This is a genomic window from Paraburkholderia terrae, assembly GCF_002902925.1.
Lineage (GTDB): Bacteria > Pseudomonadota > Gammaproteobacteria > Burkholderiales > Burkholderiaceae > Paraburkholderia > Paraburkholderia terrae.
The window spans coordinates 886,972-901,120 of record NZ_CP026113.1 but is presented as its reverse complement, the minus strand read 5'-3'; the positions used below and the strand labels follow the sequence as shown (position 1 = coordinate 901,120).

Genomic DNA, 14,149 nt, shown 5'->3' with positions numbered 1-14,149 from the left:
CATCACACTATCGGGAGTAGCGAATGCAAACAGCAGGCTTCATCGGACTCGGCATCATGGGCAAGCCCATGGCGGCCAATCTTCGCAAGAACGGCGTCGAGCTCACCGCCTTCACGCGCAGCGGCGTGCCCGACGAACTGACGCAAGCGGGCGTGACGGCATCCGCGAGCCCTGCGGATGTCGCCGCGAAAGCGGATGTGATCTTCATCATGGTGCCGGACACGCCCGACGTCGAACGCGTGCTGTTCGGCGAGAACGGCGTCGCGAGCAAGCTGCGCCAGGGGCAGATCGTGGTCGACATGAGCTCGATCTCGCCCATCGCCACGCGCGACTTCGCGGCCCGCGTGCGCGAGAAAGGCGCGGACTACCTCGATGCGCCCGTGTCGGGTGGCGAAGTCGGCGCGAAGGCCGCGTCGCTGACCATCATGGTAGGCGGTGCGCAAGCCACGTTCGACAAGGTCAAGCCGATGTTCGACATGTTGGGCAAGAACGTGTCGCTGATCGGCGAAGTGGGCGCGGGCCAGATCTGCAAGGTCGCCAACCAGGTGATCGTCGCCGCGACGATCGAGGCGGTGGGTGAAGCGCTGCTGCTTGCGTCGAAGGCCGGCGTCGATGCGGAGAAAGTGCGCAAGGCGTTGATGGGCGGCTTCGCTTCGTCGCGCATTCTCGAAGTACACGGCGAGCGCATGACGAAGCGCACGTTCGACCCGGGCTTCCGGATCGAGCTGCACCAGAAAGACCTGAACCTTGCGCTATCCACAGCGCAAGCGCTCGGCGTTTCGCTGCCCGCCACGTCGACCTGCCAGGCGCTGTTCAACGCCTGCGCGGCGCACGGCGGCAAGGCATGGGACCACTCGGGCATGGTCCGCGCACTCGAATATCTTGCCGACCACGAAATCGGACAGCAGCCGAAATGACGTTTTACGCAATCGTCTCGAATGCGGTGGATGGCGATCTCGCCGTCTTCCGCGTCGATGGTTCGACGGGCGGCATCGAACGAATCGCGCGCCATCCGGCCGGCGACACCGTGATGCCGCTCGCCCTCTCCGCCAGTGGCCGTATGCTGCACGCCGCCACGCGCGGCGCGCAGCGGAGCATCGTCACGTATTCGGTCGATTCGCACACGGGCGCGCTTGTGCATCTGCGAACCGCGTCCATTGAATCGAGTCTCGCGTATCTGTCGCTGACGCCGTCGGACGAGTGGCTGCTCGGCGCATCGTACGGCGAGTCTTCCGTGAGCCTGTATCGCGCAAGCTCATTGGACCGTGCTGAAGTCAGGCCGCGCCAGGTGGTCGAAGGCTTCGTGCATGCGCACGCGGTGATCGCGTCGGCGGATGGCCGCTTCGCGTACGCGACGTCGCTAGGCTCTGACACGGTGTTCTGTTTTGCGATCGTCCATGACGCAAACGACGCAACGCTCGAACTCGTGCAGAAGGTACACGTGGAAGCGGGCTTCGGCCCGCGTCATCTGCGCCTGTCGCCCGATGAAGAAACGCTGTATGTGTCGAGTGAATTTCGCGCGACGGTCGCCGTGTTCTCGCGCGATGGCGAAACAGGCGCGCTGTCGGCGCGCAGCGTATCGCCGCGCGCACCGTCGCTCGCGCATCTGAACGATGGCTGCCCGCGCACTGCGCAAATCGATGCGGCCACAGCCGCGACGCTCGTCTGGGCCGCCGATTTGCAGGTGACACCCGATGGCCGCTACGTCTACGTCGCCGAGCGCACGTCGAGCCGTCTGATCGCCTACCGAGCGACCCGCGAAGGCTCGCTCGAATACGCCGGCTTCACCGAGACAGAAGCGCAACCGCGCGGCTTCAGGATCGACCCGTCGGGCCGCTTTCTCGTCGCTTGCGGCGAGAAGTCCGCGCAGGTCGTCGTGTACGCGATCGACGCCGACTCGGGCGCCCTTTCTGCCGTGTCGCGCTGCGAAGGCGGACGCGGCGCGAACTGGGTGGAGATCGTCGCGCAGACGTAGCGCTTCACGCCGGACACGGCAGCGCGAACCCTCTTTCATTGAATTTCACAGGCCCATCACAGGCCACTTTTGGGACCCAACCCCAGGACCGACTCTCATGTCTACGATTACCCAAGGCGCCCCAACCGTCACCGAATTGCGCGTCGTCCCCGTCGCCGGCCGCGACAGCATGCTGATGAACCTGAGCGGCGCGCACGGCCCGTTCTTCACGCGCAACATCGTGATTCTGCGCGACAGCGCGGGCAACACCGGTGTCGGGGAAGTGCCCGGCGGTGAGAACATCCGCAAGACGATCGACGATGCGCGTCCGTTCGTGGTCGGCCAGTCGATCGGCAATCTGCAGGCTGTGCTCAACAAGGTGCGCAAACAGTTCGCGGATCGCGACGCGGGTGGCCGCGGCTTGCAGACCTTCGATTTGCGCACGACGATCCACGCCGTGACGGCGCTCGAAGCCGCGTTCCTCGACCTGCTCGGCCAGCACCTGGGCGTGCCTGTCGCGGCGCTGCTCGGCGAAGGCCAGCAACGCGACGAAGTCGAAATGCTCGGCTATCTGTTCTACATCGGTGATCGGAACAAGACGGACCTGCCGTACGCGAGCGGCGCTGAAGGACGCGACGACTGGGAACGCCTGCGCACGGAAGAAGCGCTGACGCCGGAAACCGTCGTGCGACTTGCCGAAGCCGCGCAGGCGCGTTATGGCTTCAACGACTTCAAGCTCAAGGGCGGCGTCCTCGCGGGCGACGCCGAGATCGAAGCGGTGACGGCACTGGCCGAACGCTTCCCTGAAGCACGCGTGACGCTCGATCCGAACGGTGCATGGTCGCTGGCCGAAGCGATCCGCCTGTGCCGCGATCAGCACGACGTGCTCGCGTACGCGGAAGATCCGTGCGGCGCGGAGAACGGCTACTCGGGCCGCGAAGTGATGGCGGAATTCCGCCGCGCGACGGGCCTGCCGACGGCGACCAACATGATCGCCACCGACTGGCGTCAGATGGGCCACGCCATCCAGCTGCAATCGGTCGACATTCCGCTCGCCGACCCGCACTTCTGGACGATGCAGGGCTCGGTGCGCGTCGCGCAGATGTGCAACGACTGGGGCCTCACGTGGGGCTCGCATTCGAACAATCACTTCGACGTTTCGCTTGCAATGTTCACGCATGTCGCGGCGGCCGCACCGGGCAAGATCACCGCGATCGACACGCACTGGATCTGGCAGGACGGCCAGTATCTGACGCGCGATCCGCTGCAGATCGTCGGCGGCAAGGTGAAGGTGCCGGCGAAGCCGGGCCTTGGCGTCGAACTCGACATGGACGCGCTCGAAAAGGCACACGCGCTGTATCAGGAGCACGGACTCGGCGCGCGAGACGATGGCGTCGCGATGCAATACCTGATTCCGAACTGGAAGTTCGACAACAAGCGCCCTTGCCTCGTGCGTTGATCTTCTGACGCCTGGAACCATTCCGGAATGACGCGGCCAGCGTGGCCGCCAATACTTCAACACTGACTGACACACCCAAGCGAACTCAAACATGACCACGCCACAAGAACTCAAAGCGATCGTATCCGAAGGCCTTCTGTCGTTCCCCGTCACCGACTTCGACAGCAACGGCGACTTCCGTCCCGACACGTATGCCGCCCGCCTGGAATGGCTTGCACCGTATGGCGCGACGGCACTCTTTGCTGCGGGTGGCACGGGCGAGTTCTTCTCGCTGACGAAGTCGGAATATTCGAATGTGATCCGCACCGCGACGGAAACCTGCAAGGGCAAGGTGCCGATTCTGGCGGGCGCGGGCGGCCCGACGCGTGTCGCGATCGAATACGCGCAGGAAGCCGAGCGCAATGGCGCGCAGGGCGTGCTGCTGATGCCGCACTATCTGACGGAAGCATCGCAGGAAGGCATTGCCGCGCACGTCGAGCAGGTGTGCAAGGCGGTGAAGAACATGGGCGTGATCGTATATAACCGCGCGAATTCGAAGCTCGGGGCGGATTCGTTGGAGAGGCTCGCGGACAAGTGTCCGAACCTGATCGGGTTCAAGGATGGTGTGGGTGATATCGAGAGCATGGTGACCATTCGCCGGCGCATGGGCGACCGGTTCTCTTATCTTGGTGGTCTGCCGACTGCTGAAGTTTATGCTGCTGCTTATAAGGCACTGGGCGTGCCCGTTTATTCTTCTGCTGTGTTCAATTTCATTCCTAAGACGGCGATGGAGTTCTATCGCGCGATTGCTGCGGATGATCATGTCACTACCGGCAAGCTGCTCGATGAGTTCTTTTTGCCTTATCTGGCGATTCGGAATCGTCGGCAAGGTTATGCTGTGAGTATTGTTAAGGCCGGGGCTAAACTTGTCGGTCATGATGCTGGGCCTGTGCGGGCGCCCCTCACCGATCTGAACGAAGACGAAGTCGCGCAGCTTGATGTGCTTATCAAAAAGCTTGGAGCGCAGTAAGGGGTTTTTTGTCTGCGACGCTGGTGGGGTTGTCGCTTTTTTGGTGCTGGCAGTGGCGGGTGGTTTGCCTGTTCTTTCGCTGGCATCCGCGATTTGTTAGCGTGCTTCAAGCGTCGCCCCTGTGCGGGGCGGCACCTACTTTTCTTTGCCGCCGCAAAGAAAAGTAGGCAAAAGAAAGCGGCTCACACCGCCAATTCTTGTGTTTGCCTGAGGGCCCCCAACCGGTCTTACGCTTCACACGGCAATCACGTGACCCATGCTCGTTGCCAACGCATTGAAAGAGCGCCTCACCTGCTCCACGCGCCCGCGTTGCGGCACGCCGTGCCAGATAGTCCACCGCCGCCCAGGTGGCAAACTGTGTGTCGGCCCCTTGTGCTCCACACGCATCACTTCGGACCGATAGCGCAAGCGTTCCACCCTGTAAGAGCGCTACCCTATACGACGCGACAACCTACACACAGTTTGCCACCTGGGCGGCGCAAACCATTCGCTGCCGCTCGCTCGTGTATGGGAATTCGAAGCGGGTGAGGCGCTCATTCAAAGCGTTGGCAACGAGCACCAACCAGGGCACTGCCGTGTGAAGCGTAAGACCCTATGGGGACCCTCAGGCAAACACTAGAACTGGCGGTGTGAGCCGCTTTCTTTTGCCTACTTTTCTTTGCGGCGGCAAAGAAAAGTAGGTGCCGCCCCGCACAGGGGCGACGCGTGAAGCTAGATAACAAATCGCGGATGCCAGCAAAAGAACAGGCAAACCACCTCAACGCGAACGCCAGCAAAAAACCAACCGGCAAAGCCTGCGCCTCAAAGGCAAAAACCTCACCCCAATTCCCCGAACAACCAATCCTGAAAACTCTTAACCTTAGGCAAATCCGCCCGCGACTTAAGCAAGTTCATGGTATAGCCATTCACGCGCAAACCTTCTAAACCTAAAGGCGCAACGAGAGCCCCAGCCTTCAACTCCCTCTGCGCAAGCAACAAACTTTCAAGACACACTCCCAGCCCGTCAACAGCCGCCGAAATCGCCATAAAAGAGCGATCAAACCTTGGCCCCCGCGTAATATCCAGCACAACTTTGCGATGCAACCGCATCCAGTCCCGCCACCCCACGAGACACCCTTCACTATGAATCAACGTGTGATTCTTTAAATCCGCCACAGCGCGAATCGGATGCTCTCCATCCGCCAGCCGTGGCGCACACAACGGCACAATCGTCTCCAAAGGCAAATCGAGCACCATCGTCCCCGCCGGTTGCAATCGTCGCGCGCCATACCGGATGTCGATATCCACCGCTTCCTTGATCAGATCGACAGGCGCCGACGACGCATTGAGCCGCACATCGATATCAGGATGCATCGCACTGAAGCGCGCAAGCCTCGGCATCAGCCATTGCGTCGCAATGCTAGGCGTCGCATGCACCGTGAGAATGTCGCTCTTCTCGACACGCCCAATGTCCCGCGTGGCCTTGTCGATCCGCGCAAACGCCGCGCCGATTTCCTCCGCATATTGCCGACCCGTGTCAGTCAGGATCACCGCCCGATGCACGCGATGAAAGAGCCGCACGCCCAACTGATCCTCCAGAAGCTTGATCTGATGACTGATCGCGGAAGGCGTCACAAACAGTTCGTCTGCTGCAAGCGCGAACGACGATAGCCGCGCAGCGGCCTCGAATGCCTGTATCGACTTGAGTGTGGCCCGGTTGTGCATAGCAATATCCACATGAAATGAATTCACCGATAAGCCACTTTAATTCGTTTGAGCCAATGCTTTCAAGTCGATACGCTTGTCTTACTCGCAGCACACACCAAACAAGGGATTACCCGGATCTGCGAGCTGCACGAAGCATCCCGTCATGAATCACCGAGCGCCCGGCCTTCATCGAGCCTGACGCCGCAAAGGAGACACGCGTGAATACGAGCGAAGCCGGGCAGACCGCCCAACTCGCGGAACACGCCTACCGCATCCGCCGCAACGCGCTGCTGATGGGCGAAGTACAGGGCCAGGGCTATATCGGCCAGGCGCTCGACATTGCCGACGCGCTCGCCGTCGCCTACTTCGGCGCCATGCGCTACCGCCCCGAAGACCCCGAATGGGAAGGCCGCGACCGCTTCCTGCTGTCGAACGGTCACTACGCGATTGCGCTGTACGCCGCGCTCTTCGAAGCCGGCATCCTGCCCGCCGATGAACTCGAAACCTATGGCAGCGATGAAAGCCGTCTGCCCATGTCCGGCATGGCGAGCTACACGCCTGGCATGGAGATGTCGGGTGGGTCGCTCGGCCACGGTCTGACGATTGCCGTCGGCCGTTGCCTGGGACTGAAGCGCAAGAACTCGGACGCATTCGTCTACACGCTCTTCTCCGATGGTGAACTCGACGAAGGCGCGATCTGGGAAGGCCTGATGTCCGCCGCGCACTGGAAGCTCGACAACCTGATCGCGATCGTCGATGTGAACAACCAGCAGGCCGATGGCCCGTCGACGCAGATCATGGCCTTCGAGCCGCTCGTCGAAAAGCTCGAGGCGTTCGGCTGGTACACGCAACGCGTGAACGGCAACGACATCGACGCCGTCAAGCAGGCATTCGATAACGCCCGCACTCACGACAAACCGCAACCGCGCATCATCGTTTGCGATACGAAGATGGGCTGCGGCGTGCCCTTCCTCGAAGAACGCGAGAAGAACCATTTCATCCGCGTCGACGCACACGAGTGGAAGCTCGCGCTCGAAGCACTCGAAGCCGGGAGACAAGCATGAGCACCGTCGCTAAAAAGCCAAAGCTGAAAACGTCCGCGATGATCGCGTCGATCGCGGGTGAAGGTCAGGTAACCCGTTCCGCGCCGTTCGGTCACGCACTTGTTGAACTTGCGCGCACGAAGAGCAACGTGATCGGTATGACGGCCGATCTCGGCAAGTACACCGACCTGCACATCTTCGGTAAAGAGTTTCCCGATCGGTACTACCAGATGGGCATGGCCGAACAGTTGCTAATGGGCGCAGCGGCAGGTTTCGCGCATGAAGGCGCACAGCCCTTTGTCACGACCTACGCGGTGTTCGCCACGCGTCGCGCCTACGACTTCATCCATCAGGCGATCGCCGAAGACAACCTCGACGTGAAGATCGTCGCCGCGCTGCCCGGCCTCACGACAGGCTACGGCCCGAGCCATCAGGCCGCCGAAGACCTCGCGCTGATGCGCGCCATGCCGAACATGACGGTGATCGATCCGTGCGACGCGCTCGATATCGAGCAGATGGTGCCCGCGATCGCCGCGCACAAAGGCCCCGTCTACGCACGCCTGCTGCGCGGCAACGTGCCCGCCGTGCTCGATGAATACGACTACAAGTTCGAACTCGGCAAGGCGAAGCTGCTGCGCGACGGCAACGAGGTGCTGCTGATCTCGTCCGGGATCATGACGATGCGTTCGCTCGAAGTGGCGAAGGCGCTGGAAGCCGACAACATCGGCGTCGGCGTGCTGCACGTGCCGACCATCAAGCCACTCGATACCGCCACGATCCTGCGAGAAGCAAAGCGCACGGGACGCATGGTGATCGTCGCGGAGAACCATACGGTGATCGGCGGGCTCGGCGAAGCGGTGGCGCGCACGCTGCTGGGCGCGGGCGTCACGCCGCCGTTCCGCCAGATCGCGCTGCCCGACGAGTTCCTCGATGCGGGCGCCCTGCCCACGCTGCACGACCGCTACGGCATCTCGACGGAAGCGATGTGCGACACCATCAAAGGCTGGCTCGGCTAACAGCCTGTAGCAACACCACAACCCCTAATCAAGCATTCAGGAGAACAGCATCATGTCAGAGTCGCGTCTTCTCGACGGCAAGGTCGCCGTTATTTCCGGCGCCGCATCGCCGCGTGGCATCGGCATGGCCACCGCGCGCATGTTCGCGCAGCACGGCGCGAAAATCGCGATCCTCGATCTCGACGCGTCGGCGGCACGGGATGCAGCGGCGTCGATCGGCCCCGAGCATCGCGGCTATGTGTGCAACGTCACCGACAAACAGGCGTGCCAAACCGCCGTTGAACAGATCGTCGCGGACTTCGGCGCGATCGACGTGCTCATCAACAACGCAGGCATCACGCAAGCCGTGAAGCTGCTCGATATCGATTCTGAAAGCTGGGACCGCATTCTCGATGTGAACCTGCGCGGCGTGTTGTATCTGTCGCAAGCCGTCGTGCCGCAGATGAAGAAGCAGAAAAGCGGCTCGATTGGCTGCATGTCGTCGGTATCGGCGCAGCGCGGCGGCGGCATTCTCGGCGGCCCGCACTATTCGGCAGCGAAAGCCGGCGTGCTCGGACTCGCCAAAGCGATGGCGCGCGAACTCGGTCCCGATGGCATCCGCGTGAACTGCGTGACGCCTGGCCTGATTCAAACCGACATCAACGCAGGCAAGATTCCCGACGACAAGCGCGGCGAGATTCTTGCCGGTATTCCGCTAAACCGGCTCGGTGTGCCCGACGACGTAGCAGGCGCATTTCTGTTTCTCGCATCGCCGATTTCGTCGTACATCACGGGCGCCGTCATCGACGTGAATGGCGGCATGCTGATCCACGGCTGACGCACGGATAACCCCAACGACGCGCGGCCGGGTCAAGCCAGCCGCGCGCGACAACGCAGTCGCCGTACACAGGCAAACGCGCCGCAGAGCACGTTGTCCGCGAATACAACTATACCGATGCATCACATCCGTATTGGAGGAAGACATCATGAGCAACCGCACGACTATCCGCCGCGGCATCGACCGACGCACCTTTCTGAAAGCCGGCGCGAGCGTCGCTGCCGCGGGGCCGCTCTGGGGCCTGTCGATCCGCCGCGCGTCAGCTGCCGACTTCTCGTACAAGCTCGCGACGGGCCAGGACCCGACCCACCCGGTCAACGTCCGCGCCCAACAGGCCTGCGACAAGATCCGCGCCGCGACCAACGGCAAGCTCGATATCAAGGTATTCCCGTCCAACCAGCTCGGCTCGGACACCGATCTGCTGTCGCAGGTGCGCAGCGGCGGCGTCGAGTTCTTCAACCAGGCATCGTCGATTCTCGCGACGCTCGCGCCCGCCGCGGGCATCGTCAACACCGGCTTCGCCTTCCCCGACTACGACACCGTCTGGAAAGCAATGGACGGCGACCTCGGCGCGTACGTCCGCGCGCAGATCGAGAAGACGGGCATCGTGACCGTATCGAAGGTATGGGACAACGGATTCCGTCAGGTCAGTTCGTCGACGCGCGTCATCAAGACGCCTACGGACCTGAAGGGCTTCAAGATCCGCGTGCCGCAGGCGCCGATGCTCACGTCCCTTTTCAAGGCGCTCGACGCCGGCCCCGCCCCCATCAACTTCAACGAACTGTATTCGGCGTTGCAAACGGGCGTTGTCGAAGGACAGGAAAACGCGCTGCCCATCATTGCGACGGCCAAGCTGTACGAAGTGCAGAAATCGATCAGCCTCACGTCGCACGTGTGGGACGGTTACTGGATTCTCGGCAACCGCCGTGCGTGGGAAAAACTGCCGCCCGACATGCGCGCGATCGTCACGCGCGAATTCGAAGCGGCCGGGATGCTGCAACGTGCGGACATCGCGAAGCTCAACGGCTCGCTGCGCAACGATCTGAAGGCGAAGGGCGTCAATCTCGTCGACGTGGACCGCCCAGCGTTCCGCGACGCGCTGCGCAAAACGAGCTTCTATAGCGACTGGAAAGGGAAATACGGCGACCAGGGCTGGAGCCTGCTCGAAAAGTACGTCGGCAAACTGGTGTAAACGCCATGCACACCATCTCTTTCCCGCATCCGTCGCCGCGCCGTATCGTCAGCGTGATCGACAACCTGCTCGCGCACGTCGTCGAGATTCCGGCTGCGCTGCTCGTGGTCGCCGAGATCTTCGTGCTGCTCGCCGGCGTCACGAGCCGCTATCTGCTGCACACGCCGCTCGTCTGGTCCGACGAACTCGCGTCGATGCTGTTCCTCTGGCTGGCGATGCTCGGCGCCGTCATCGCCTTGCGTCGCGGCGAGCATATGCGGATGACGGCGCTCGTCGGCAAGGCGTCGCCCGCCGTGCGCGCGTTTCTCGATGTCGTCGCGATCGCTGCACCTTTGGCGTTTCTGCTGCTGGTGATCGGACCCGCCGTCGAGTTCGCGCAGGACGAAGGCTTCATCACGACGCCCGCGCTCGAAATCTCGAACTCGTGGCGTGCCGCGGCCCTGCCCGTCGGCTGCGCATTGATGCTGGCCGTCGCCTGCCTGCGTCTGATCCGCACCTCCAACTGGCAGATGACGATTGCGGCGCTCGCGCTGGTCGCGGCCATCGCGGGCGGCTTCGTTGCGGTGAGCCCGCTGCTGCACGATCTGGGCAACGTGAACCTGCTGATTTTCTTCGTCGGCCTTGTCGCGTTGTGCGTGCTGTCGGGCGTGCCCATCGCGTTCTCGTTCGGGCTCGCGACCTTCGGCTATCTCGCACTGACGACGAGCACGCCGCTCAGCGTGGTGGTCGGGCGCATGGACGAAGGCATGTCGCATCTGATCCTGCTGTCCGTGCCGCTCTTCGTGTTCCTCGGGCAACTGATCGAAATGACGGGCATGGCCAACGCGATGATCGCGTTTCTCGCCAGCCTGCTCGGCCACGTGCGCGGCGGTCTTTCTTATGTGCTGGTCGGCGCGATGTATCTGGTGTCGGGCATCTCCGGCTCGAAAGCGGCCGACATGGCCGCCATCGCACCCGTGCTGTTCCCCGAGATGAAGGCGCGCGGCGCGAAGCCCGGTGACCTCGTCGCGCTGCTCGCCGCTACCGGCGCGCAGACCGAGACGATTCCGCCGAGCCTCGTGCTGATCACGCTCGGCTCGGTGACGGGCGTGTCGATCTCCGCGCTGTTCACGGGCGGCATGCTGCCCGGCATCGTGCTCGCTATTACGTTGTGCGGCGTCGTCTGGTGGCGCTATCGCAGCGACGATCTGTCGGCCGTGCGCCGCGCGACACGCGGTGAAATCCTGCGCAAGCTCGCGATCGCCGTGCCTGCGCTCGCGCTGCCCTTCGTGATCCGGCTCGCCGTGGTGGAAGGCGTCGCGACCGCGACGGAAGTGTCGACGATCGGCATTGCGTATGCGGTGCTCGCGGGTCTGCTGATCTATCGCCGCTTCGAATGGGCGCGGCTCAAGCCGATGCTGATCGACACGGCCGCGCTGTCGGGCGCGATCCTGCTGATTATCGGCGCGGCGACGGGCATGGCGTGGGCGCTCACGCAATCCGGCTTCTCGGGACAGCTCGCGCAGACGCTGGGCGGCTTACCCGGCGGCGCCGCGATGTTCATGGCCGCGTCGATGCTGGTGTTCATCGTGCTCGGCAGCGTGCTCGAAGGTATTCCCGCGATCGTGCTGTTCGGCCCGCTGATGTTCCCCATCGCGCGGCAAATGGGCATTCACGACGTGCATTACGCGATGGTCGTGATTCTGTCGATGGGCGTGGGCCTGTTCGCGCCGCCGTTCGGCGTCGGCTACTACTCGGCGTGCGCGGTGAGCCGCATTCATCCCGACGAAGGCATGAAGCCGATCGTCGGCTATATCGCCGCGCTGATCGTCGGTCTGATCGTCGTTGCCGCCGTGCCGTGGATCTCGATCGGGTTCCTGCACTGACGCATTGCGCTGCGTCCGTTGCACGACGCAGCGCGCTTCTTTTTTTACCCTATCCAACTTGCCATAGCCGCCGCGCGATGCGCGCAGCGGCAAGGAGAAGTCATGTCCGCACTCATGCCGTCGCTCGAAACGCGACCGCTTGCCAACGCGATCCGTTTTCTGGCCATCGACGCCATCGTGCGCGCCGGCGAAGGCCATCAGGGCGTGCCGCTCGGCATGGCCGAGATCGCGACTGCCCTGTTCACGCAGCACATGAAGTTCAATCCCGCCGATCCGCAATGGCCCGATCGCGACCGCTTCGTGCTGTCGAACGGACATGGTTCGATGCTGCTCTATGCGTTGCTGCACCTGACGGGTTACGCGCAGTTTGGCATCGATCAGATCCGCTCGTTCCGCGAAATGGGCTCGCACTGCGAGGGGCATCCCGAGTTCGATACGGCCGTTGGCATCGAGGTCACGACAGGGCCGCTCGGGCAAGGCATCGCGAACGCGTTCGGCATGGCCGTCGCCGAAGCGTATCTGAACGCGAAATTCGGCGACGCGATCGTCAACCACCACACCTATGCGTTCGTCGGCGACGGTTGCCTTCAGGAAGGCGTCGGGCAGGAAATGATTTCGCTCGCAGGGCATCTACAGCTCGGCAAGCTGATTCTCTGCTGGGACGACAACCGCATCACCGACGACGGCAGCACCACGCTGTCAATCAGCGAAGACGTGAGCGAACGTTTTCGCGTCGCGGGCTGGCACGTGATCGAAGTCGACGGCCACGATCTCGACGCGCTCGCCACCGCACTCGCAGAAGCGAAGCGCGATCCGCGCCCGTCGATGCTCGCCTGCCGCACGGTGATCGCGCGCGGCATCGCGCGTCTGCAGGGACAACGCGGCGGTCACAGCGGCAAGCTGTTCGAAGCCGATGCCAATGCGGCGCGCAACGAACTGGACTGGCCGCACGCATCGTTCGACATTCCGCGCGACGTGCTCGACGAATGGCGCGCAGCGGGCCGGCGCAGCGAACGCGAATACCTCGCGTGGCACGAACGTCTCGCCGCCTTGCCCGACGACGCACGCGCCGAATTCGAGCGCATTCAGGCGGGCCGCTTGCCCGAAGGCTGGCAGCGCGTGCTGGAAGACTATAAAAAGCAGGCGATCGAAAAAGGCGAAGGCCAGGCGGGCATCATGATTTCCGCCGAGATCAACGATCTACTCGCGCCACTACCCGAGCGCATGGTCGGTTGCGCGGACCTCGAAGCGCCGACGAGCCACAAGCGCAGCCTGCACGCCTTCACCGCCGAAGATCGCAGCGGCGCCTACGTGCATTGCGGCGTGCGCGAACACGTGATGGGCTCGATGGCGAACGGCATGGCCGCGCACGGCGGCGTGATTCCGCTGGCCGTCACCTATCTCGCGTTCGCCGACTACGAGCGCCCCGCGATGCGGATGGCTGCGCTGATGGGCCTGCCCGTGAAGTTCGTGTTCAGCCACGATTCGATCGGCGTCGGCAAGAACGGGCCGACGCACCAGCCGGTGGAGATTCTCGCCTCGTTGCGCGCCATGCCGAACATGCGCGTGTTCCGTCCCGCCGATGCCGTCGAAGCCGCCGAGTGCTGGGCGCTCGCGTACGAGCATCGCAGCGGCCCGAGCACGATGGTGTTCGCGCGACAGACCTTGCCGCTCGTGCGCACGCGTTCGAGCGCGGACAACCTGTGCGCGCGCGGCGGCTACGTGCTCGCCGAAGCCGAAGGCGGCCAGCGCGTGGTCACCTTGCTCGCGACGGGTTCGGAAGTCGTGCTGGCGGTTGCGGCACGCGAACGCCTGCAACAGGAAGGCATTCCGACTGCCGTCGTTTCTTTGCCCTGCTGGGAGCTGTTCGACGAACAGGACGACGCGTATCGCCGCGCTGTGCTAGGCGTGGACACGGTCCGCGTCGGCGTCGAGGCGGCCGTGCGATTCGGCTGGGACCGCTATCTCGGCGAACGCGGCGGCTTTGTCGGCATGACAGGATTTGGCGCATCCGGCCCGGCGGAAGCGTTGTATGAGCACTTCGGCATTACGCCCGCGCATATCGTCGCGGAAGCCAAGCGTCATCTCTGACCGATCAGACATCAACA

11 protein-coding genes are annotated in these 14,149 nt (G+C 63.2%); 10 read left to right on the top strand and 1 reads right to left on the bottom strand.

Features of this window, described 5'->3' with window-relative positions; translation table 11 throughout:
• Nucleotides 1-23: 23 nt before the first annotated feature.
• The 4 genes from C2L65_RS33900 (at nucleotide 24) to kdgD (ending at nucleotide 4,422) form a co-directional block, all read left to right on the top strand.
• A complete protein-coding gene (locus C2L65_RS33900) occupies nucleotides 24-917 on the top strand; it encodes a 2-hydroxy-3-oxopropionate reductase (RefSeq protein WP_042311725.1) in 894 nt (297 codons plus the stop codon).
• The gene (locus tag C2L65_RS33895) at nucleotides 914-1,975 is read left to right on the top strand and encodes a lactonase family protein (RefSeq protein ID WP_042311724.1); all 1,062 of its coding nucleotides are present in this window, start codon (nucleotides 914-916) and stop codon (nucleotides 1,973-1,975) included. The genes C2L65_RS33900 and C2L65_RS33895 overlap by 4 nt, the downstream gene beginning before the upstream one ends.
• A gap of 97 nt (nucleotides 1,976-2,072) precedes the next feature.
• Complete coding sequence (gene gudD, locus C2L65_RS33890) at nucleotides 2,073-3,413, top strand: glucarate dehydratase (protein WP_042311723.1); 1,341 nt, start codon at nucleotides 2,073-2,075, stop codon at nucleotides 3,411-3,413.
• 91 nt (nucleotides 3,414-3,504) lie between these two features.
• Nucleotides 3,505-4,422 (top strand): 5-dehydro-4-deoxyglucarate dehydratase, encoded by a 918-nt coding sequence (kdgD, locus tag C2L65_RS33885; RefSeq protein ID WP_042311721.1) that lies wholly within the window; start codon nucleotides 3,505-3,507, stop codon nucleotides 4,420-4,422.
• Between the two features lie 816 nt (nucleotides 4,423-5,238).
• Here the strand turns inward: kdgD and gcvA are convergent.
• The gene (gene gcvA / locus C2L65_RS33880; protein ID WP_233446715.1) at nucleotides 5,239-6,153 is read right to left on the bottom strand and encodes a transcriptional regulator GcvA; all 915 of its coding nucleotides are present in this window, start codon (nucleotides 6,151-6,153) and stop codon (nucleotides 5,239-5,241) included.
• 173 nt (nucleotides 6,154-6,326) lie between these two features.
• On the opposite strand from gcvA, the gene C2L65_RS33875 reads away from it, so the two are divergent.
• The 6 genes from C2L65_RS33875 (at nucleotide 6,327) to tkt (ending at nucleotide 14,132) form a co-directional block, all read left to right on the top strand.
• Nucleotides 6,327-7,172 carry a transketolase gene (locus C2L65_RS33875; protein WP_042311711.1) on the top strand — a complete coding sequence of 282 codons (846 nt, stop codon included), beginning with the start codon at nucleotides 6,327-6,329 and terminating at the stop codon, nucleotides 7,170-7,172.
• Nucleotides 7,169-8,167 carry a transketolase family protein gene (locus tag C2L65_RS33870; protein ID WP_042311708.1) on the top strand — a complete coding sequence of 333 codons (999 nt, stop codon included), beginning with the start codon at nucleotides 7,169-7,171 and terminating at the stop codon, nucleotides 8,165-8,167. Before C2L65_RS33875 ends, C2L65_RS33870 begins: the two co-directional genes overlap by 4 nt.
• 52 nt (nucleotides 8,168-8,219) lie before the next feature.
• Nucleotides 8,220-8,984 carry an SDR family NAD(P)-dependent oxidoreductase gene (locus C2L65_RS33865; protein WP_042311706.1) on the top strand — a complete coding sequence of 255 codons (765 nt, stop codon included), beginning with the start codon at nucleotides 8,220-8,222 and terminating at the stop codon, nucleotides 8,982-8,984.
• A 148-nt stretch (nucleotides 8,985-9,132) separates the two neighbouring features.
• Nucleotides 9,133-10,176, top strand: coding sequence for a TRAP transporter substrate-binding protein (locus tag C2L65_RS33860; RefSeq protein ID WP_042311704.1), 1,044 nt, complete (start codon nucleotides 9,133-9,135; stop codon nucleotides 10,174-10,176).
• A gap of 5 nt (nucleotides 10,177-10,181) precedes the next feature.
• A complete protein-coding gene (locus C2L65_RS33855) occupies nucleotides 10,182-12,041 on the top strand; it encodes a TRAP transporter large permease (RefSeq protein ID WP_042311701.1) in 1,860 nt (619 codons plus the stop codon).
• 114 nt (nucleotides 12,042-12,155) lie between these two features.
• Complete coding sequence (tkt, locus tag C2L65_RS33850; RefSeq protein WP_042311716.1) at nucleotides 12,156-14,132, top strand: transketolase; 1,977 nt, start codon at nucleotides 12,156-12,158, stop codon at nucleotides 14,130-14,132.
• The last annotated feature ends 17 nt before the right edge of the window (nucleotides 14,133-14,149 follow it).